21 protein-coding genes are annotated in these 21,822 nt (G+C 40.2%); 15 read left to right on the forward strand and 6 right to left on the reverse strand.

The window, feature by feature from the left end; all coding sequences use genetic code 11:
• The 5 genes from ACEW8O_RS21290 to ACEW8O_RS21310 form a co-directional block, all read left to right on the forward strand.
• A partial coding sequence (locus ACEW8O_RS21290; RefSeq protein WP_373496644.1) for a MazG nucleotide pyrophosphohydrolase domain-containing protein occupies nucleotides 1-285 on the forward strand: 285 nt, incomplete at its 5' end.
• A gap of 87 nt (nucleotides 286-372) precedes the next feature.
• A complete protein-coding gene (locus ACEW8O_RS21295; protein WP_373496645.1) occupies nucleotides 373-690 on the forward strand; it encodes a nucleotidyltransferase domain-containing protein in 318 nt (105 codons plus the stop codon).
• 209 nt (nucleotides 691-899) lie between these two features.
• Complete coding sequence (locus ACEW8O_RS21300) at nucleotides 900-1,808, forward strand: hypothetical protein (RefSeq protein ID WP_373496646.1); 909 nt, start codon at nucleotides 900-902, stop codon at nucleotides 1,806-1,808.
• Between the two features lie 57 nt (nucleotides 1,809-1,865).
• A complete protein-coding gene (locus tag ACEW8O_RS21305) occupies nucleotides 1,866-2,666 on the forward strand; it encodes a CHAD domain-containing protein (RefSeq protein ID WP_373496647.1) in 801 nt (266 codons plus the stop codon).
• A 35-nt stretch (nucleotides 2,667-2,701) separates the two neighbouring features.
• Nucleotides 2,702-4,084, forward strand: coding sequence for a methyltransferase RsmF C-terminal domain-like protein (locus tag ACEW8O_RS21310; protein WP_373496648.1), 1,383 nt, complete (start codon nucleotides 2,702-2,704; stop codon nucleotides 4,082-4,084).
• Nucleotides 4,085-4,087: 3 nt separating this feature from the next.
• Here ACEW8O_RS21310 and hflX read toward each other — a convergent pair whose 3' ends face one another.
• The gene (hflX, locus tag ACEW8O_RS21315) at nucleotides 4,088-5,353 is read right to left on the reverse strand and encodes a GTPase HflX (RefSeq protein ID WP_373496649.1); all 1,266 of its coding nucleotides are present in this window, start codon (nucleotides 5,351-5,353) and stop codon (nucleotides 4,088-4,090) included.
• A 227-nt stretch (nucleotides 5,354-5,580) separates the two neighbouring features.
• Here hflX and rfbC point away from each other — a divergent pair, with 227 nt between their 5' ends.
• From rfbC to ACEW8O_RS21355, 8 genes are all read left to right on the forward strand, one after another.
• The gene (gene rfbC, locus ACEW8O_RS21320) at nucleotides 5,581-6,132 is read left to right on the forward strand and encodes a dTDP-4-dehydrorhamnose 3,5-epimerase (RefSeq protein WP_373496650.1); all 552 of its coding nucleotides are present in this window, start codon (nucleotides 5,581-5,583) and stop codon (nucleotides 6,130-6,132) included.
• Nucleotides 6,132-6,884 (forward strand): tyrosine-protein phosphatase, encoded by a 753-nt coding sequence (locus ACEW8O_RS21325; RefSeq protein ID WP_373496651.1) that lies wholly within the window; start codon nucleotides 6,132-6,134, stop codon nucleotides 6,882-6,884. Before rfbC ends, ACEW8O_RS21325 begins: the two co-directional genes overlap by 1 nt.
• Nucleotides 6,881-7,849, forward strand: coding sequence for an SDR family NAD(P)-dependent oxidoreductase (locus tag ACEW8O_RS21330; protein ID WP_373496652.1), 969 nt, complete (start codon nucleotides 6,881-6,883; stop codon nucleotides 7,847-7,849). The genes ACEW8O_RS21325 and ACEW8O_RS21330 overlap by 4 nt, the downstream gene beginning before the upstream one ends.
• A 142-nt stretch (nucleotides 7,850-7,991) precedes the next feature.
• The gene (locus ACEW8O_RS21335) at nucleotides 7,992-9,413 is read left to right on the forward strand and encodes a tetratricopeptide repeat protein (protein ID WP_373496653.1); all 1,422 of its coding nucleotides are present in this window, start codon (nucleotides 7,992-7,994) and stop codon (nucleotides 9,411-9,413) included.
• Nucleotides 9,414-9,439: 26 nt separating this feature from the next.
• Nucleotides 9,440-10,210, forward strand: a complete 771-nt coding sequence (locus ACEW8O_RS21340; RefSeq protein WP_373496654.1) for a phosphosulfolactate synthase — start codon at nucleotides 9,440-9,442, stop codon at nucleotides 10,208-10,210.
• A gap of 47 nt (nucleotides 10,211-10,257) precedes the next feature.
• On the forward strand, nucleotides 10,258-11,190 hold the full coding sequence (locus tag ACEW8O_RS21345; protein WP_373496655.1) for a DUF368 domain-containing protein: 933 nt from the start codon (nucleotides 10,258-10,260) through the stop codon (nucleotides 11,188-11,190).
• Nucleotides 11,190-11,948 (forward strand): shikimate dehydrogenase, encoded by a 759-nt coding sequence (aroE, locus tag ACEW8O_RS21350; RefSeq protein ID WP_373496656.1) that lies wholly within the window; start codon nucleotides 11,190-11,192, stop codon nucleotides 11,946-11,948. The genes ACEW8O_RS21345 and aroE overlap by 1 nt, the downstream gene beginning before the upstream one ends.
• Nucleotides 11,949-11,982: 34 nt before the next feature.
• On the forward strand, nucleotides 11,983-12,198 hold the full coding sequence (locus ACEW8O_RS21355; RefSeq protein ID WP_373496657.1) for a hypothetical protein: 216 nt from the start codon (nucleotides 11,983-11,985) through the stop codon (nucleotides 12,196-12,198).
• A gap of 558 nt (nucleotides 12,199-12,756) precedes the next feature.
• Here ACEW8O_RS21355 and ACEW8O_RS21360 read toward each other — a convergent pair.
• On the reverse strand, nucleotides 12,757-13,890 hold the full coding sequence (locus ACEW8O_RS21360; protein WP_373496658.1) for a DUF819 domain-containing protein: 1,134 nt from the start codon (nucleotides 13,888-13,890) through the stop codon (nucleotides 12,757-12,759).
• A 151-nt stretch (nucleotides 13,891-14,041) separates the two neighbouring features.
• Between ACEW8O_RS21360 and ACEW8O_RS21365 the strand changes: the two genes are divergently transcribed.
• Both ACEW8O_RS21365 and ACEW8O_RS21370 read left to right on the forward strand, forming a co-directional pair.
• Nucleotides 14,042-15,388 (forward strand): PhoH family protein, encoded by a 1,347-nt coding sequence (locus tag ACEW8O_RS21365; protein WP_373496659.1) that lies wholly within the window; start codon nucleotides 14,042-14,044, stop codon nucleotides 15,386-15,388.
• 251 nt (nucleotides 15,389-15,639) lie between these two features.
• A complete protein-coding gene (locus ACEW8O_RS21370) occupies nucleotides 15,640-15,996 on the forward strand; it encodes a hypothetical protein (RefSeq protein WP_373496660.1) in 357 nt (118 codons plus the stop codon).
• An 86-nt stretch (nucleotides 15,997-16,082) separates the two neighbouring features.
• Here the strand turns inward: ACEW8O_RS21370 and ACEW8O_RS21375 are convergent, their stop codons facing one another.
• The 4 genes from ACEW8O_RS21375 to uvrA all read right to left on the reverse strand — a co-directional run bounded on the left by ACEW8O_RS21375 (nucleotide 16,083) and on the right by uvrA (nucleotide 21,723).
• Nucleotides 16,083-16,838 (reverse strand): LytTR family DNA-binding domain-containing protein, encoded by a 756-nt coding sequence (locus ACEW8O_RS21375; protein ID WP_194973618.1) that lies wholly within the window; start codon nucleotides 16,836-16,838, stop codon nucleotides 16,083-16,085.
• 143 nt (nucleotides 16,839-16,981) lie between these two features.
• On the reverse strand, nucleotides 16,982-17,716 hold the full coding sequence (locus ACEW8O_RS21380) for a LytR/AlgR family response regulator transcription factor (RefSeq protein WP_373496661.1): 735 nt from the start codon (nucleotides 17,714-17,716) through the stop codon (nucleotides 16,982-16,984).
• A gap of 12 nt (nucleotides 17,717-17,728) precedes the next feature.
• Nucleotides 17,729-18,781: a sensor histidine kinase gene (locus tag ACEW8O_RS21385; RefSeq protein WP_373496662.1), complete on the reverse strand. Its 1,053-nt coding sequence runs from the start codon at nucleotides 18,779-18,781 to the stop codon at nucleotides 17,729-17,731.
• Nucleotides 18,782-18,876: 95 nt separating this feature from the next.
• Nucleotides 18,877-21,723 carry an excinuclease ABC subunit UvrA gene (uvrA, locus tag ACEW8O_RS21390; protein ID WP_373496663.1) on the reverse strand — a complete coding sequence of 949 codons (2,847 nt, stop codon included), beginning with the start codon at nucleotides 21,721-21,723 and terminating at the stop codon, nucleotides 18,877-18,879.
• Between the last annotated feature and the right edge of the window lie 99 nt (nucleotides 21,724-21,822).

The raw sequence follows: 21,822 nt of genomic DNA on the forward strand, positions 1-21,822 counted from the left end.
GTGGAAGAAGAAATGCAGGAATTCAAAGAAGCCTTTAATGCTGTCGAAGATGCTGAAATCAACAAGGAACAGGCCTCCGGTGAATTTGGTGATTTGCTTTTTTCTCTGATCAATTACGCAAGATTTATCGATATCAATCCTGAAGAGGCTCTAGAACGTACAAATTTAAAATTTATCAAGCGGTTTCAGTATCTGGAAAATGCTGCGAAAGATGCCGGAAGAAAAATAGAGGATATGACCTTGGCTGAGATGGATGTGTATTGGGAGGCGGCGAAGAAAATCTGAGGAAAAACTTTTGGATGAAATTTTTCCAGCCTTAGAAAGGCTTAGGGAATTCTTTAAAACAGAAGCCAAAACTTAATCCCGGAAAGCATGAAAACCATTTTGGATAATTTTGGACTAAAAGAAAGGGATTTAAAAACAATTTTTGAAATCCTTGATAAATATGCGGAGGTCAAACTTGTACAAATCTTTGGCAGCAGGGCAAAAGGTACCCATAAGACAGGGAGTGATATCGATTTGGCAATCATGAATGATGGGGTTCCGGATTCAACTATTATGAAAATAAAATCAGAATTTGAAGACAGTTCTCTACCCTATTTTGTAGACTTTGTAAACTTTCCCCAGCTCAAACATCCTGGATTAATAGAACATATCGAAAGAGTTGGAAAAGTATTTTATGAAAAATAAAACTTAGTGAATCTTAAATAGTTGGTTTTCACCTTCAGCACCTTCACTTTTTTACCTTTGAAAAGGATAATTTCCTCCTCAAAATTTTATTTTGAATTTCCCTTTTTTAATTCTCATTTCCGTGGTAAATAGTCTTGATTTTCAAACAAAATCACCCAAATCTATCTCTTCAATCGCAGTGCTTTTTGCTGCCTTAGGATTAATTCACTATGAAAAGTTTCACCCGTGTGGCTTTCGCATTCATCATTTTCCTGGTTTCATCTTCTGTTTATTCCCAACAAACCGATTTCCTCAAAATAGATAAAGAAATCAACCTTTCAATCCATCATGAGGACTGGCTAAAGGTGCTGGAATTGGCCAAGGCCCAAATCAATATGGATGTTGATCAGGGAGAAGGATATTATTATTCCGCCCTTGCCCTCTTTAAAACAGGTAACACCAAAATGGCAAAACCCTATCTGGAACAAGCCAAAAAACTGGGGAGCGAAAATCTCTATCCCAAAATCTTTGAATTGGAAAAAGCCATTTCATCAAACAGCAAAAAGCCAACTCAGAAGTATGACAATCTCCCTGAAGGATTTATTCCTATAAGAAAAGTGGACAGATTTTTTTATTCTTATGTCTATAATCCAACCGCCCCGTTTGGATTTACCATCGGCAGCATCAATCACCGTGGAATTGGGACCTATATGACCATTAGAGGAAACTCCGATATTCTGGTCAAAACAGGTGACCTGACAGCAAACAACATGGGTACCGTTTATGGTGAAGCGGAATTTGAAAAAGCACAGACCTCAGGATACATCCGTCATGGCGTGGTAGAAGGAATCATGGGCATAACCTGGAAAATTCATAAACCCCTTTGGATGTATTTCGGCGCAGGATTGAACCACAGCAGGGAATTTTGGGAAGTGGAGATCATTGAAGAGAGCAAGACAATAAAAAGAAACGAATGGGCTAAAAATCCTCAGGCCAACAAAAACAAGGCTGCCTTTGAAGGCGGTATGATTCTGGATTTTAAAGGATTGAACTTGAGGTTTGGAGGCAACCTGAGGGAGTTTGACTTCTCCAATGTCGAATATCATATTGGCATCGGATTCTCATTGAAATCCAAATGAATTAAATGCTAATTCTTTTTTGAATAAAATGTATATTCATGACCAAAATTATAGAGATTGAACAAGCGCAAACAAAAAGAATTTTTAGAGGATAGATGGAAAATGCTTCAGCAGCATTTTGACCAATTTTGTCAACATCAAAACCCAGTTGATATTCACCAAATGAGGGTTTTTACCAAGAAAATCCACTCATTTGTAAAATTCCACTCTCATGCTTTTCCGGACAGTGACCTTGTCAGGATTTTCAAACCGGTAAGAGAAATTTTTAAACATGCCGGCGTAATCAGGGAAGCCCAAATACACCTGCTCAATTTTGAAATAGTTGGTTTGGCAAATGGAAAACTTCAAAACAGGCTGGAAAATCTGATCCAAAAGGAAACCGATAAATTTGTTCAAAAAGAAAAAAAATATCGGAAAATCCTTCAAAAGGCTGAGGAAGATTTTTACAAAGAACTTACCCCCATTCCCATTTCCCATTCGAAGAGGTTCTACAAAGATTATATCCTTGACACTCAACTCATTTTTAACAAAAAAAAATATATCCCCCATCTTCACGATTCCAGAAAAAACCTGAAATCAATCCTCCACATATCAGAATTGACCGGAAATGGGGTTAGCCAAAAGAAAGAGGTGAATGTGGAATACCTTGGAGGACTGACAGAAAAAATCGGTAATTGGCATGACCTACATCAGACCCAATTGTGGTTGAAAGGAAAGAAAATTGATGGCTTTTCCAGAAATACCTTATATCAAAACATTGTAGATATACTTATCCAAATTGACACCTCAAAAGATGGTTTCAAAGAAAAGATTCTGCGGGTCTCTTCAACCGAATCTCAGATTGTGCAAGAACAATAAAAGGGAAAAGGTTATTTTTGGCAAAACCATTTTGTATGTCTGAAATCAAACTCCCGGAAGCTTTTGTGCTCAGGATGAAAAACTATCTGGGCGAAAAAGAATTTCCGGCATTTGTAAAATCACTGGAAAAAGAACCTCGGGTTTCTATCAGGATCAATCCTTACAAGGAAATAGACCTGAAAGAAGATGTGACAAGCGTTGCTTGGAATGATGAAGGTTATTTTTTATCCGAAAGACCTTCATTTACTTTAGATCCACTGTTTCATGCGGGATGTTATTATGTTCAGGAATCTTCTTCCATGTTTATTGGACATATATTAAAATACATTCAGTCACCCAAGGACGGAATATTTTTAGATTTAGCTGCGTCGCCGGGTGGGAAATCCACATTGTTGAGCAGTTTTCTTGGAAAGGATGGTTTTTTGGTAGCCAATGAGGTGATCAAAACCCGTGCAAATATCTTAAAGGAAAATATCATCAAATGGGGCTTGGGCAATACCATGGTCACCCAAAACGATCCGGAGCACTTTAAAAATCTCGAAGGTTTTTTTGATCTGGTGCTAGTAGATGCGCCATGTTCGGGAGAAGGTTTGTTCAAAAAAGATCCGGAGGCAAGGAATGAATGGTCAGAAGACAATGTCAACCTGTGTGCTTTAAGACAGGAAAGAATCATGGACCAAGCCGGTGCATTGGTAAAGGGTGGTGGATATCTCATCTACAGTACCTGTACATTCAATGAAAAAGAAAACGAGGAAATGATCCGGTTTATCTGTTCGGAATATGCCTATGAACCTGTCCGAATCCCCTTAGATCCCGCTTGGAAAATAACCGAAAGTGCCACCGAAACCGAGGATGGGATTTTTTATGGGTATAGGTTTTACCCACATCATGTAGAAGGCGAAGGTCTATTCATTTCAGTCTTCAAAAGACCTGAGGATGACTACATTCAGGAACCCAAAAAAACAAAGGATTTCAAGCATTCCCACATCAAGGCGGCAAGCAAGCAGGAAAGCCAAAGATTGATTTCGGATTTGGGCTTGGATGAAGAAAGTACTTTCTATAGTCTTCAGGACAGTTTCTTTTGGACCAATGCCAGATATCAAACCTATTTTGAATTCCTGAGCAGGTTTTTGAACATCAGGTATTTTGGGGTTGAGTTGGGCAAATTCAACAAAGACCAATTTATCCCCAACCATGAGTTTGCGGTCAGCATATTACCCAAAATGGGAATGACTACACACGAACTGAGTCTTTCTGATGCCCTTTCTTTCCTGAGAAAAGAGGACATTGAAATAGGAGATATCCCTGAAGGATGGGTTTTGGTCACTTATCGAAACAACCCTCTGGGTTGGATCAAAAATCTGGGGAATAGGATCAACAATAATTATCCAAAAGAATGGCGGATAAGGATGAGGTAAGGATCACTCTAAATCCTTATATAAAGACATATCGATCACCTCATCTTCAAGATAATGCGGATACATTTTGATATGCTGCTTTTTCACCTCTTTGACCAAGGATTCCCTGAAAATCTCCACGTTAGTTCCCTCATGTGCTGCCATGAAAACAGGCTCAATACCGGTTTTTTTGGTATAGGATTCAGCTAGTTTCTCAAAATCCAGGTAATTGTTTTCCTCCACCTCAAGCTCCGTCATGTGCATCATTTCCTCTTCTGAAGGCATTTTGGGCACAAGGTCAATTTTGTTGAAGACCAGCAACATTGCTTTATCCCCTGCACCGATTTCATTGAGCGTGTTGTTCACTACCGAAATATGATCTTCGAATCCCGGATGTGAAATATCCACCACATGCACCAAGAGTTCTGCTTCCCTGATTTCGTCCAAGGTGGATTTAAAAGATTCGATCAAATGGGTAGGTAGTTTTCTAATAAACCCAACCGTGTCAGAAAGCAAAAAGGGAATGTTCTCTAGTACCACTTTCCTGACAGTAGAATCAACCGTTGCAAAAAGTTTGTTTTCCGCAAGGATATCTGTTTTGGTCATCAGGTTCATCAAAGTACTTTTACCCACATTGGTATAACCTACCAAAGCAACCCTAACTATCCCTTTCCGGCCTTTTCTTTGGGTCACGCCTTGCTTATCGATATCCTGGAGTTTGCTTTTTAGCAATGTGATTTTGCTACGGATATCTCTTTTATCCGTTTCGATTTCCTTTTCACCGGCACCGCCCCTGGTTCCCGTACCACCTCTTTGTCTTTCCAAGTGGGTCCACATTCTGGTCAATCTCGGTAAAAGATATTGAAAACGGGCAAGTTCCACTTGGGTCTTGGCCTGGGCCGTCTGGGCCCTGTTGAGAAAAATATCCAAAATCAACAATGAGCGGTCATAGACCTTTACCTTAAGTTCATTTTCCAGATTTCGCATTTGGGAAGGGGAAAGGTCATCATCAAATATCACCATATCCACCTCAAAGTGCTCTATGTAGGATTTAATCTCCTCCAATTTACCCGAACCCACGAATGTCCTGACATCTGGCTTTTCCATCCTTTGGGTAAAGCGGTAAACCGTCTTGGCACCTAATGTCTCTGTCAAAAATGAAAGCTCGTCAAGATATTCTGTGATCTGATGGTCTGTCTGTCCCTGACGGATCAAGGCCACCAAAACAGCAGTCTCCTGAACCGGAGCGGTATCATATAATTTTTGAAGCTTTCGGGAATATTTACTCATGTAAGTTTGTTTGTTTTTGAAAAGATCAAGAGCACATAAATAGTTCCAAATCTTAATCAATACCACAAATTTACCAACCTACTCCCAATAAGCCTTATATTTGCCCAAATATTCCCGGAAATCAACCAAAACCGACAAATACGACGAGTGAGATACAAAAAGATATTCACGGATCATCAGTTTAGTTTGTAAATACCTATCACCAAAATATTAACAAATAAAGATTTATGAAAATTTTAACTACCCCGATTGAAGGTCTTTTTGAGATTTATCCAACAATTTTTGAAGACAATCGAGGATACTTTTTTGAATCATTCAAAAAAAGTGAATTGGATCGCTACGGGATAGAGAGTGAGTGGATACAGGAAAATCAATCTTTTTCCAAAGCAGGTACAGTAAGAGGGCTCCATTTTCAAAAAGAACCTCATGCCCAAGCTAAATTGGCCAGGGTATTGAAGGGAAAGGTGCTTGATGTAGCTGTGGACTTGAGAAAAGGTTCAAAGACTTATGGCGCTGTTTACACTAAAATTTTAGACGATGTCCAGCACAACATGTTGTATGTACCTGAGGGTTTTGCCCATGGTTTTTCGGTATTGGAAGATGCTGTGTTTGCATATAGGTGTTCAAGTTATTACAACAAGGAGAGTGAAGGTGGCGTTATTTGGAATGACCCGCAATTGGCAATAGACTGGGAGGTGGATACGCCGATTCTTTCCGACAAAGATCAGTTATTGCCCACTTTCGAAGAACTTACCGAAATGACCAAAGGAGGAATTTAATGGGAGTGTTAGATATTTTTAATTTTATCAAAAAGGATAAATCCATTCAGGATCTCGACTTGAGTTGGATGGGAGTGGATATGCATTCCCATTTGATACCGGGGATTGATGACGGTTCGAAGAGTATGGAAGAAAGCATAGGCCTGATCAAAAGGCTAAAAAGCTATGGACTTCGAAAACTCATCACCACGCCGCATGTCATGTCCGAGTATTACAAAAATTCTTCGGAAACAATTCTGCCAGGACTAGCCAAATTGAGAGAAGCTCTTTTAGAGGAAAACATAGAAATTGAAGTCGAAGCCGCAGCGGAATATTTCATTGATGAGATGCTGATGGAAAAACTCAAAAACGGAGAAAAATTATTGACCATCGGAGATAATCTTGTTCTTGTTGAGACCGGATTTATGAGCAGGCCTTTGATGTTGAAGGAGATATTTTTTGATATGGAAATGCACGGATACAAACCGGTTCTGGCACATCCTGAACGGTATCAATACCTTATACAGGACAAAGATTTTCTATATGAACTGATCGATAGGGATATTTTTTTCCAGATCAACCTGTTATCGCTTACAGGCTTTTACTCCAAGCCCATCAAAAATTTTGCTGAATTGCTTATCGATGAAGGTAAAATAAGATTTTTTGGAACTGATTGCCATAACCACAGGTACCTGGACATGTTGGAAACTTTGCCAAAATCCAAGTATTTCGAAAAAATTCAGCAGATGGGACTGCTCAACCCTTCCTTATGAAAATATTGATCACAGGTGCCACGGGACTTTTTGGCAGCTACCTTGTAAAGAAATTCGCTCAGGTAGGGTCTATTTTTGCATTAAAAAGAAAAAGCAGTTCTGATAAATTACTAGGCGATGATGCTTCAATGATCAATTGGATAGAAGGGGATATCCTTGACCCTATATCCCTTGAAACCGCTATGGAAGGAATTGACATGGTCATTCATGTAGCCGGACTGGTTTCATTTGAACCTAAAGATGAGGACAAACTCATGGAGGTCAATGTAACCGGAACGGCCAATGTTGTCAATGCCATGCTGGAAAAAGGGGTGAAAAAACTCATCCATGTGAGTTCTGTTTCTGCATTGGGGAGGACAGTCGATACGCTCACCTATGATGAAAATTCGAAATGGACAGCATCCAAATTCAATACACCTTATGCCATTTCCAAGTACAGGGCCGAATTGGAAGTTTGGAGAGGTGTTCAGGAAGGGCTACAGGCAATGGTAATCATGCCTTCGGTGATTCTGGGAAAGATAACTGATGATAGAAGCAGTACCCGGATCTATCATTATGTCCTCGAAGAAAATAAATATTATCCACAAGGGACTGTCAATTTTATCGACGTCCGGGATGCTGTAGAGATCACCTTTCAACTCTATCAAAAGGAACAGTGGAATGAGCGTTTTATTCTTAACCATAAGACAATACCTTACAAAGATTTTTTTGAGGAAATGGCAAAAGCCTTTGGTAAAAATCCTCCGACGAAAAAATTGAAATCCTATCAGCTAAGGATGGCGCTGATAGCAGTCGGTATTGCAAGACTGTTGAAACTGACCAAAAGTCCATTAAACAAACAAACCGCCTTGATTTCGCAGTTAGAAATATATCTTGAGAACAAAAAAGTGAATTCGCTTTTGAACTTTAGATATACCCCTTTAGAGCAAACTTTCAAATGGGCAAAAGCAAACGAAAGCCTCTGAAGTACGTTGACAACCCTTATAACAATTAACCGGTAAACCCACGTCATATAACCTACCCAAATTTTAGAGAAAAATATTTGAAGTATGATTTTGTGGCTCCTGATAATTTGGTACCTTAAGTAAGAATTTTAAAATAAAGCTGATGACCGGAGATTTTGAAAACGAATGGGAGGAAGACAAAGAGTTAGTAGAGAGATTTGAAAACTCATTGAAATCCAATTTGGATTTATATTTTGAAGAGGAAGAATTAGAGAATATCATCCGCTTTTATTTTGACCAACAAAAATACCTGAAAGCGCTAAAGGCCTCTGACCACGCCTTGGAGAAGTTCCCCTACAGCATTGAAATAAAGCTGTTTAAGGCCCAATGTTTGATTTTTAATGATGAACTGGAAGAAGGTCTGGAGATTCTTGAAAACCTCAATAACCTTTCCCCGAACAATGAAGACATCATTCTTGCCTTAAGTCAGGGACTGATGATCAATGGAAGTATCAAAGAGGCGATTACCATGTTGGAGGACTTCATTCCTTTGGCCGATGATAAAGCGGAGGTTTATTATTGTCTTGGCAATCTTTATAAAGCCGATGAGAACAATGAAAAAGCCATTCATTATTACAAGGAATGTGTCAAACTGCGCATCAATCATGAGGATGCGCTTTTTCAATTGGCTATGATCACCGAGGAAGAAGGTTCTTTTACTGAAATCCTTCAATTCTATCAGGATTTCATAGATCAGGATCCTTACAGTGCAGGTGCATGGTATAACTTGGGAGTGGTTTATAACCGCTTGGGAAGATATGAAGAGGCCATTCAAGCCTATGATTATGCGCTGATCATTGATGATGCCTTTGCCTCTGCCTATTTCAACCTTGGCAATGCCTACATGAATACCCAGCAGTTTGATCTGGCATTGGAGGCGTATCAAAACACGATCAACTGTGAAGGTTCGAATGCGGAGAATTGCTGCTACTTGGCGGCAGCTTACGAAAAGCTGGATCAGATTGACATGGCCTTCAAATATTTCAAAAAATCATCCAAACTTGACCCGGAATATGATGATGCCTGGTTTGGCCTGGGCATGTGTATGCTCAAAAGAGAAAAGTTTTTTGAGGCTATCCATTATTTCCGAAAAGCCATCAACCTGACGACCGAAAACCCCAATTATTGGGTAGGTATGGCTGATGCGGAATACAACCTTGGCAACCTCCAAGCAAGCGCCGATGCCTATGAAGAAGCCATTAATCTTGAGCCGGGAATCATCGAAACCTACGTCAACCTTGCCATCATTTATTTTGACCAAGACCGATTTGAGGAGGCTATTGATGTCCTCAAAGAAGGAATTGAGGAACTCCCTGAGGAAGCCGAACTGTATTACCGTATGGTCGTATTTCAGCTAAAAACAGGTAAATACAAGGAAGCCTTTTCATATTTGGAAAATGCATTAACTTTGGACTTTGGGAGACACACCATGCTTTTTGAATTGATGCCGGAAATCAAACATCAAAAGGCTATTTTCAAAATCATCTCCCAATATAAAGATGACGCAAAGTCATCGGAATCTTAACATCTAATTACCTGAAATCTGTTGGAATGAATTACGTTCTTAAGAACCTGCCAGTACGTTCACAAAAGCCGCGTACTACAGGGTTAACCATGGTCATGGATAAAGGCCTAAGCATCAGGGAAGTCGAATACTTTGTTGATTCAAACAGCGATTTTGTTGACATTGTGAAATTGGGCTGGGCAACATCCTATCTGACTAAAAACCTGGCACAAAAAATCGATATTTACCAAGATGCTGGAATCCCCGTGTATTTGGGAGGCACATTGTTTGAGGCTTTTGTAATCAGAGGTCAGTTTGAGGATTACAGAAGGGTGCTTGAAAAATATAACCTTAGATTCGCTGAGGTTTCTGATGGCTCTATCAGTCTCAATCACGACAAAAAATGTGAATACATTGAAATCCTTGCAAAAGATGTCACAGTCCTTTCGGAAGTAGGGTCAAAAGACGCCGCAAAAATCATCCCTCCTTATAAATGGATCGAGCAAATGCAGGGTGAACTTCAAGCAGGTTCCTGGAAAGTGATCGGAGAAGCAAGAGAAGGCGGAACTGTGGGACTTTTTAGAGATTCGGGAGAAGTAAGACAAGGATTGGTAGAAGAAATCCTCACCAAAATCCCCGAAGAAAAAATTATCTGGGAAGCCCCCCAAAAAGAGCAACAGGTATGGTTTGTCAAGCTTTTGGGTGCCAATGTCAACCTTGGAAATATAGCCCCAAATGAAGTCATCCCTTTGGAAACTATCAGATTGGGACTAAGGGGCGATACCTTTGACCATTTTCTTGGAGACCATCAACTTTAATTTTACGGAAGTGCCATTATGGAAAGGCATCTAATCTATCTCAATCAATGAACCATCTGAAAGATTACATTTTGGTCTTCCTGAAAGGAATTTCTATGGGTGCTGCGGATATTGTTCCGGGAGTATCGGGAGGCTCAATAGCACTGATTACCGGGATATACGAAAAACTGCTGGACAGCATCAAGGCCATCGATCAGACTGCCCTGGGCTATCTTTTTCGTTTTGAGATCAAAAAATTCTGGGAACATATCAACGGAACATTTCTATTGACGCTGTTGATCGGAATCCTGACGAGTATCTTCACGCTCTCAAAACTGATCACTTTCTTGATGGAATACCACGCCATTCCCCTGTGGTCGTTTTTTTGTGGATTGATCATCATTTCAGCCATCATCATTTTGCGGGACATCATTACTTGGACAATTGGAGTAGTCATTGCTATACTTATAGGTACTGTGGCTGCTTATTGGATTACCGGACTTCCACCTGTAGGTTCTCCTGATGCCCTTTGGTTTACATTTGTGGCCGGTGCCATTGCCATCTGTGCCATGATTTTACCTGGCATTTCGGGCAGTTTTTTGTTATTGATATTGGGTCAGTATGAAAGAATCCTTGCAGCAGTTTCTGAAAAAAATATCCCCGTTCTAGCTGTGTTCGCTTTGGGTTGTATTGTGGGTTTATTGTCATTCAGCAGATTGATTTCCTGGTTATTGAAGAAATATCATGCCATTACATTAGGATTATTGTCAGGGTTTATGCTGGGGTCCATCAACAAACTATGGCCATGGAAGAAAGTGTTATCCTACCGGATGTCCTCAAGCGGGGTGCAAAAACCTTTTGTCACCGAAAACATACTTCCCCAAAATTATCTCGAGGTCACAGGTCAGGAATCTTTATTTCTATTTGCCTTGCTTGCGTTTTCATTTGGTGTAATTTTGGTACTCGGTATCGAAAGGACCGCTTACTACATCAATAAGTAATGAGGAATTTTGGATTGATAGGTTATCCTTTAGGCCATTCTTTTTCGAAGAAGTATTTTACTGCTAAATTCGAAAATGAGGGAACAAAAGACTGTCAATACGATCTTTATGAAATTGAAGATATTTCGCTTCTTCCCTCCATTATCCGGAATAACCCGGAACTTCAAGGTCTAAATGTGACCGTCCCTTACAAAGAAAAAGTATTGCCTTTTTTGGACAGCCTTGATCCTGCCTGTGAAGAAATCGGTGCTGTAAACTGCATCAAAATCATGGATGGAAAACTCAAGGGTTATAACACCGATTACATTGGATTTAAAGAATCGTTGGAAAATTGGTTGAATGGTGAAAAGCCTTATGCATTGGTTTTGGGAACAGGTGGAGCCTCCAAAGCTGTTGTTAAAGCATTAAAGGATTTGGGGATTTCATACCTGATGGTATCCCGAAACCCAGGTGATGACCCGGGAATTATTTCTTATGAAGACCTTTCAAAGACTAAATCGGTTTTGGACCGGAATCATCTCATTATCAATACGACCCCATTAGGTACTTTTCCCAAAACAGAAGAAATGCCGGCAATTAATCCTGATTATATTTCCAGCATGCACAAAGTGTATGACCTGGTATATAATCCGGAAAAGACTTTTTTGATGCGGTCTCTTGAAGCCCGCGGTGCGGTGGTGAAAAATGGAATGGAAATGCTCCAACTTCAGGCCGAAGCAGCCTGGAGAATCTGGATACAAAATGGAAATGCTCTGTGACCAAACAGAAAGAATCTGCAAAAAACTTGAAAGGATGGGCGTAGAATATTTCCGAAACCAATACCTCAACATCATCGCCATCAAGGCAAAGTATATGTCCAAGGAACTCGCACATAAATATTACCTGGTAGCAGACAGCTATGAACATGAAGCCAAATGGTACAAAATCGTAGTAATGCCCCACGTCAAGCCGGGAACAATTGACAGGTTTTTGATGGAATTGGAGGGGGAAGTCAGGGGGAGGAAGTGATGTGGAGCTTGGTGTAGATTGGCGTTGCCGCTAGGCGTAGATTGTATCTACGCCTTTTTTCTATCTTTGGATCCCGTACAGTAGTCGGGAGCAATTCCAGTGTCAATATTTGTACTCTAATCCTTGAAACTCAGGAATGAAAGGTCATATTGAGGTGGCTTATTGGTGAATTTAGGAAGGTTTACAATTGCAAATTGATAATGATAGAAGGGTGTAGTTGCAAACTACACCCAGTCACCACCGAAAGTTTAACCACACCCAGAGGTAGAAATCAAACAGAATTATTTATGATTGAACCAAATAAATCCTGCAAATTTGATATTAAGTATTAAATTCAATTTCTTAAATTTAAAAGTATGACAGTGATAATTGATAAAAACAATTCCAAGAACATTTCCAAAATACTCAATGAAAAACTTGGGAAAAGGAATAAGACTGGAAACATAGCTAAACACTTTGGACATTTGAAAAGGAAAATTGACGGATTAGCATATCAACTGGATGTAAGGAAAAATTAAAGTTGATTTCACTTGATTGGTCTAAGAATTTTTTTTCAATCTACACCATCCCCGCCACCATAAAACCCAAATAAGTTCCCAAAGCATTTCCCAAACTACCAACCAATACCCCGGGGATCAAAAGATCCGGACGGTTGAGACTTTCGGCAGCGGCAAGGGCAGTGGTATTCCCTCCCACATTGGCCTGAGAAGCTACGGCAATCACATCCCAATCCATTTTAAATGCTGCCCCCACACCGAATATCACCAGACCATGAATCAAGATAATAACAAAAACAAAAAGCATCAATGTGCCCGCAAGAGAGCCTATTCCTGATAGTGCCGTCACATCACAGAGTGTCCCAATGACAGCCAGGAATATCAAAATAAAAAAGAATCCCAAGGTATGTTTTCCCTGCAACCGCTTGACAAAACTGAATTGGGCCATAATCAGGGCCAGTGAAGTTAGGGTGATGATCTCAGGGATTTCTGGGAAATAATAGGCAGTCATTTTGGAAATACCCATTCCCAGCAAACCCATTCCTAAGATCAAGGATAGCGAAAAAATGGAAATGTTTTCCTCTGCTTTGATTTTTGCTGCTGATTTGGATGAATCCAGCTTTTTGCGGGGAAAATACCGCTGCAGGTACTTCGGCAAAATCAAGGTGGCAATGACCCATGGCGTTCCCAGAAGATTGTCAACCACCGTAGTAGCTGCAAACAAAACCCCACTTTCATTGACCTGATAATGCAACGCCACCGCATTGAAATTGATACTCCCTCCAATATAGGTCCCGGTAAACATCCCCGCCACGGCATGTGCCAAGGGACCGATCTCCGCTGCAGGATTCACCAAAAACCAGGCAACAAATATACCAATTAATGTCCCCAAAGCTCCCAATCCAAACATCAGAAGGATGGGAAGACCGGCATCTTTTAGGCTTTTGAGGTCCACTTCCAACAGCGCTATGAAAATTCCCAAAGGAGCGATATAGACAAATACGCCTGTATAAACCGGATGACCGTCAGTGGCCGTGGGGATAATTCCCAAATTGGAAATGAGCGCGCAGATAAGAATGGCTAGGATGGGAGTGCCTATTGTTTTCCAACCCTGAAACCTATTCAACCAACTCGCAAAAAATACGGCCAAACAGAGCATGGCCGAAACATAAACAGGATCCTGATTCCAGAGCATTCTGAAAAATAGACAAAAAATTATCATTCTGATAGTCAAATCAATAAGATTATCCTTTTCTTAAATAAACTTAATTTCTTTTGATAAAATGGTAATCCTATATTTAAATTTCTATATTATTCCCAACAAACAGACAGTAACATTTTAACCTATGCCAAGAGCTAAATCCGATAAAGACCGAAAAATTTTTGTGTTGGATACCTCAGTCATCCTTTATGCACACAATTCCATCATGAACTTTGCGGAACATGATGTAGTCATCCCGATTACGGTATTGGAAGAGCTCGATCAGTTTAAAAAGGGCAACGATACCAAGAATTTTGAAGCCAGGGAATTTATCCGCCTATTGGATAAATTGGCCAAAGACCACATGATCCATAATTGGACACCACTGAACGGGAAGACCAAGGGTAACTTCAGGGTATTGATGAACCCGGATAACAGTATCAATGCCAACTTGGTGTTTGGAGAGGAAAAAAACGACCATAAAATCCTGAATGCCGCCCTTCATCTACAACAAACCGAAAAAAACAGGAAAGTAATCCTGGTCAGCAAGGACATAAACCTCAGACTCAAAGCCAAGTCTCTGGAAATCCATGCGGAGGATTATGAAACCGGCAAAATCAAAAACATCACCGAACTTGAAAATACAGGGAAGTATTATCTGGATGGTATTGATCAGAATGTGATCAACAACCTTTACGAAAGCCACTCGGTAGAAGCCAAGGCGGTGTTGGGAACGAGAAAGAGAAAGGCCAATGCTTTTTATATCCTCAAAAGTGAAAAGAATTCTGTCCTTGCCTATTTCAATTCCGAGGACAATACCATGGAAAGAGTGGATAAGAAACTGGCCTACAATATCAAACCCAAAAATGCTGAACAGACCTTTGCCCTTCATGCCATCTTAAACCCTAGAATAAAACTTGTTTCCATACAAGGAGTCGCAGGTACAGGAAAAACCTTATTGGCATTGGCAGGAGCATTGGAACAAAGGAGGGATTTTAAGCAGGTATTTTTAGCGCGGCCCATTGTTCCATTAAGCAATAAAGACATCGGATATCTACCGGGTGATATCAAATCCAAATTGAATCCCTATATGGAGCCTCTTTGGGATAACCTGAAGTTCATTCAGAATCAGTTCAAAGAATCTGACAAGGAATACCAGAAGATCACCGAAATGATCAATCAGGAAAAGTTGGTGATTCAACCTTTGGCCTATATCAGAGGCAGGTCTCTTTCGAACATTTTCTTTATTGTGGATGAGGCCCAAAATCTCACTCCCCACGAAATCAAGACCATCATCAGCAGGGCAGGGGAAAATACCAAGATTATCTTTACAGGAGATATTTTCCAAATTGACACTCCTTATCTTGACAGCCAAAGCAACGGGCTATCTTACTTAATAGATAGAGTCAAAGACCATCCTTTGTATGCACATATCAAATTGGAAAAAGGTGAACGGTCAGAATTGGCCAACTTAGCCAACGACCTGCTATAATTAAAATCGCTTTTTGATTTTTTTAAAATCCGTATGCAACCTCTTCTCCCGAATTTGAATCAGAATAACTGTATCACAAAACAAAAGAGTGTGTACGCCATCGTACACCTCATCTCGGTATAAGAACACATAATCTATTGAATTTCAATTATTTACTAAAATGGGATCAGAATTTGGCATATACCTGATACCATGCAGCGATCGGGCTGACAGAAATAACAGAAACCAAGTCAAACAAAAAAATAAAGAAAATGAAAACCACTATTTTAACTCAGAAAAATGTTTGTGCCTTTTTAGGATTATTAATGGCATTGACAATCTTGTGGTCTGCACAGGCAGTAGCGAAAGTTGATACAACTATCAACGAGGTAATCCCAATGGAAATCGAATTGGGATATGGATCAGTACAGGAAGAAGCCATCCAAATGGAAAAAATTGATCTTTCTGATATCAGAGAAATTCCAACCATCACTTTTATCAACAAATATGGAGATATCGTGGCGGAGTTTTATGGAGAGAAATCCGAATTGGAGAAAAAATTCAAGGAAACATTTAAAAAAGGACAATTCGTAACTGCCTACGGCAAACACGAATTCTACCTCATATGAAAGTTTAGTTGATTGTTTGGTTTTTTGAAAATAAAAAAAGGTGGGTCATGCCCACCTTTTTTATTGTATAAGTATAGTTTCGAAAATTAACTTTCAGTGATGGTGTTCAGTTTGGCCAAGAAGCTGTTATAATATTGTCTTCCTACCTGAACCACAGAACCCATGTGGAGCGTGATATCTTTGGTGTTGAAGCTTTCGATCTGTCCCAATTGGACGATAAAAGATTTCTGAACCCTTAGGAAAAGATGGGAAGGCAGTTTTTCCTCCATATCTTTCATCGACTTCCTGATGGTGAAATTTCTGTTTTTGGTAAAGATAGTGACCATGTTGCCATTCGCCTCCACATAGTAAATGTCCTCATAAGGAACCCTTTCATAAGCATTGTCTGCTTTGATGAAAACGGCATCCGTTACGAGATAAGGACTTTCATCCTTGGACCTGATAACTGCTGTTTCGGGTGCGGGTTTGGTTCTTTTGTTGTAAAGAACAATTTCTACAATGGCATGAATATCATTGGTATTGAATGGCTTGACGATAAATCCTGCCGGATTGATTCTTTTGGCCCTTTCAATAATGGTAGGGTCACTGTAGGAGGTGACATAAACCAAAGGAGCATCCACCATTTGTTTGATGATTTCACCCAATTCAATTCCGTCTTTATCACCTTTCAGTTTGATATCCATAAAAACCAAATCAGGCCTGTATTTCTTGACCACCTTGATGGCCTGATTGGCTGAATTGGCTATATCGATATTGACATAACCTAAAAGTTCTAAAATTTCTTCAATGTTCTCGGCAATATTAACGTCATCTTCAACGATCAGGATCCTTTCCTCTTTCATAGTGTTTTATGGGAAATAATACGTTATAATAAATGTTAAATAGATTTTTATTATTAAAAGAAAATAATAGCCTCTATTTACAAATTTTAGTTTTCAGAATCAATATTTATTTAAATTTTCTGAAATTATCAACTTTCTGACCCTTACAGACTCATCAGATCTTTGAATCTTGCAGCCTGTCTTCTGCTGACTTCAATTCTGTCCCCTCCTTTAAGCGTGACCACAAGTCCACCGTTAAACCAAGGTTCAATCGCTTCCACCCAACTGAGATTGATGATATGCTTTCTGCTTGCTCTGAAAAAAGACTTTTCGTCCAGTCTTTCATCCAATGCATTGAGGGATTTGTGGATCATCGGTTTATTGTTGTCAAAATAAACTTTGATATAATTCCCGTCTGATTCAAACAACCTGACGTTGGCCAATTTGACAAACCAGCACCTGTCACCGTCTTTAACAAAGACCTGATCATCCAAAGTCAGTTTTTTGGAAAGAAAAGCATCACCCTCACTTGATCTTTCAGGTGCTTCATTGAGCTTTTTGAAGAGTCTTTCAATGGCTTCATTCAGCCTTTTAGGTTCTATGGGTTTGAGGAGATAATCAAGTGCATTGACCTGAAAGGCCTTCAGGGCATATTCGTCATAAGCCGTGGTGAAGACCACATGGGGTACATTGTCCAATTCTTCCAATAAATCAAAGCCGGTTTTTTCCGGCATCTGAATATCGAGAAATACCACATCGGGCGACAATGCTTCAATTTTTTCTTTGGCATCGTCAACATTATTGGCTTCTCCTACGATTTCCACCTGATCGTATTGGGACAATAAATTGATCAGTTCTTTTCTTGCCAGTCTTTCATCATCAATTACTAGTGCTCTCATTTTTTTTGATTTTCAACCTAATGTAAGGTTTTGTTTTGGAATTTTGATTTCTGTTACTACATATTCGGTATCCGAATTATATATTTTGAAAGAGGCCCTGTCTCCATAAATCAATTTCAGCCTTTGGACGGTATTGTTGATACCATGCCCCTCCCTTTCTTTCTTTTTACTGAATCCCTGACTTTTTAACTGTCCACTGTTTTTGACCTGAATGATCAGATCATCAGTAATGCCTTCCCTACATTTGATTTCAATCAAACCACCTTTTACCCGGTTGGAGATTCCATGTTTGATCGCATTTTCTACAATAGTCTGCATCATCATAGGAGGAATCTTATAATCATAGGCAGATGGTTCGATATCATATTTCACCTGAAGCCTTTCCTCAAATCTAATGGTTTCCAAATTTAGATAATCCTTGACAGTATTGATCTCATTTTCAAAATCAATGATCCGTTTTTTATCCATCATCAATGAAAACCTCAGGATATTGGACAATTGGGTGATTGCCTGCTTTGCTTTGGAAGGATCCTCATCTACCAATGCCCGCACACTATTCAGGGCGTTGAAAATAAAATGGGGATTCAATTGGCTCTTTAAGTGGTTTAATTGGATCTCATTGATTTTGGCCTGGTACTTCAGGGATTGGTTGTAATTGTCCAGGAAATGGAAAAGGAAATACAGCATTACCCAAAGGGAATAAAAAAGGAAGCTGAGGAAAATATTCACTGAAATGACTACCAATCTAAAATCCTGTTCAGTATCCAATGTATCAAAAGCAAGATTGATCAAAATCTGGACAATAGTATTCAGTACACTCAATGCAACCAAAGCAAGTAATGTATTTGGAAGCAATTGGGTAAAACGCAGGTTTAGCCATCCGTACTTTTTGACGACAAACCTAAATGTATGTGTGGACAACAGGTAGAAAGATGCCAAAGAACAATATGCCCCAATCTGGATCGGAGACACCCCCCGCTCCAGCGAAACAAAAAAAAGATTGATCAGGGCAAATCCCGACCAACCAAAAATCTGCAAAAACCAGTATAGTCTTGTCTTGTTCATGGTGTTGTCTCAAATATAATCAAGCCATCCCATGTACAACCAATATTTTTAAAGAAGGGTGAATTCCCGGTTTTGACGGGTCAAATTTCATTATGTCAGTTAAATTCCTCTTTCAAAAACCCGGCTGTATAACTCTTTGGATGGAGTGCTACTTCCTCAGGCTTGCCCTCTACCACGATATGTCCACCTTTTTCACCACCCTCCGGTCCAAGATCAATGATATAATCTGCTACTTTGATCACATCCATGTTGTGTTCGATGATCAATACCGTATTCCCTTTTTCCACCAAGCGGTTCAAAACTTCCAATAAATGTTCAATGTCCTGAAAATGTAAACCGGTAGTAGGCTCATCCAAAATATAAAAGGTCTTGCCTGTATCTTTTTTGGAAAGCTCGGTGGCAAGTTTCACCCTTTGGGCTTCACCGCCGGAAAGGGTAGTAGCATGTTGTCCCAAGGTAATGTAACCCAAGCCGACATCATTGAGGGTTCTGATCCTTCTGAGAATCTTGGGCTGGTTTGCAAAAAAATCAACTGCCTGCTCCACCGTCATGTCCAGCACGTCCGAGATTGATTTTCCTTTGAACCTTACCTCAAGGGTTTCCCTGTTGTATCTTTTTCCTTTACAGGTTTCACAGGGAATATGCACATCCGGCAAAAAGTCCATTTCAATCAATTTCATGCCACCACCCTCACAATCTTCACATCTGCCTCCTTTGACATTGAAGCTGAATCTACCGGGTTTGTATCCCCGGATTTTGGACTCCGGCAATTCGGTAAATAATGTTCTGATATCAGAAAACACTCCTGTATAGGTTGCCGGATTGGATCTTGGAGTTCGGCCTATGGGAGACTGATCCACTTCGATGACCTTATCCAAGTGGTTAAGACCTTTAATTTCTTTGTGGGCCAAAGGCTCTTTTTTGGAATTATAAAAATGCCTGTTCAGTAAAGGGTACAATGTTTCATGGATCAAAGAACTTTTGCCACTTCCCGAGACCCCTGTCACACAGATCATGGTTCCCAAAGGCAGTTTGAGATTGACATTCTTGAGGTTATGTCCGGAAGCACCTTTTAATTCCAAAAGTTGACCTGAACCTTTCCTTCTTTTTTGAGGAACTTCTATTTTTAGACTGCCTGACAGATATTTTGCAGTGATACTCCTTTGCTCCAAAAACTCCTGAGGATTCCCAGCCGCTACAATCTGACCGCCATGTCTGCCGGCGCCTGGTCCAATGTCCACCACAAAATCAGATTGCATCATCATGTCTTTGTCATGTTCGACTACGATGACTGAGTTGCCAAGATCACGGAGATCTTGTAGCGCCTTGATCAATTTGACATTATCTCTTTGGTGCAGTCCGATACTTGGTTCATCCAATATATAAAGGACTCCGACCAGTTGGGTACCGATCTGAGTGGCCAGTCGTATTCTTTGCGCCTCTCCCCCTGACAAGGTCCTGAGCGGTCTGTTCAGAGAAAGGTAATCCAATCCTATATCCAAAAGAAAGCCAATCCGCTTCCTGATTTCTTTTAGCACTTCCTTGCCGATAATCTGTTGCCTTTCCGACATCCGGTCCTCAAGTCCTTCAAACCATTCTCCCAAACTCACAATATCCATCATAGCCAATTGACCAATATGCTTTTCATCTATTTTGATATGGAGTGCTTCTTTCTTCAACCTGTAGCCTTCACATTCAGGACAGGTCATTGAAGTTGTGAATTCATTGACCCAATCCCGTATTTTTTCAGTGCCGCCTTCTTGCTGCTTTTGTAGAAAATTGACTATACCCTCAAAAGTAGTATGCCATTTGGTGCCGGGGTATTTGACGGAGTCAACCGCCACCTCCACTTTATCGCCATACAATAATATATCCACCACCTCCTTTGGGAGTTTTTCTATAGGTGTGGAAATACTGCATTTGTAGTGTTTGAGGATGGCATCCACTTTCTTGAAAATCCAAACATCCCTGTATTCCCCCAAAGGTGCAATCCCTCCTCTTGTAATACTCAGACTTGGGTCAGGAATGATATTGTCTATCGTAATCTCGTCGATGACTCCCAGTCCATTACATGTCGGGCAGGCACCATAAGGGCTGTTGAATGAAAAGGTATTGGGTGCAGGTTCGTCATAAGAAAGCCCTGTGGTGGGATCCATCAGGTATTTGGAAAAATGATGGATGTTATCCTCTTCATCCCGGAGCATGATGATACCCTTTCCATGCTGAAGTGCGGTTTTCAGGGATTGGGTAATCCTGAACCTGTCATCCTCATCGGCAACTATCCTGTCCACTACAATCTCAATGTCGTGGATTTTATACCTGTCCACCTGCATCTTGGGCTGCACGTCCATGACCACTCCATCTACACGTATTTTAGAAAAACCCATCTTGCGGATCTGTTCAAAAAGCTCCCGGTAATGTCCTTTTCTGCCTTTTACTATAGGTGCCAGAATGTAAAGTTTCTTTCCTCCAAAATTCTCGAAAAGCTGTTCTACAATCTGATCTTCCGTCTGCCTGATCATCTTCTTACCCGAAAGGTAAGAATAGGCTTCACCTGCCCTGGCAAAAAGTAACCTCATAAAATCATAGATTTCTGTGACCGTACCTACCGTGGACCGTGGATTCTTAGAGGTAGTTTTCTGTTCTATGGAAATGACAGGAGAAAGGCCATTGATTTTGTCCACATCAGGACGCTCCATCCCGCCTAAAAAAGACCTTGCGTAAGCTGAAAAACTTTCCATGTACCTGCGCTGACCTTCTGCATAAATGGTGTCAAAGGCCAAGGAGCTCTTGCCACTTCCACTAAGGCCTGTGATGACTACAAGTTTGTTTCGGGGGATATTGATATCTATATTTTTGAGATTGTGCTCGCGGGCACCATATATCTCAATCAACTCTTCTTTTTTCTCGACTATGAGTTCGGACATGGAAGTTTCTAGCATTTCATTCAAGCTTGCAAAAGTACAAATTATTGACGGGTAATCCCATTGAGGGCCAAAAGTTAAAACCCTTGCCACTGCACAAAGTTTATGATTTAAAAA

Origin of the sequence: Aquiflexum sp., assembly GCF_041749095.1 — a bacterium.
Taxonomy (GTDB): Bacteria; Bacteroidota; Bacteroidia; order Cytophagales; family Cyclobacteriaceae; genus Aquiflexum.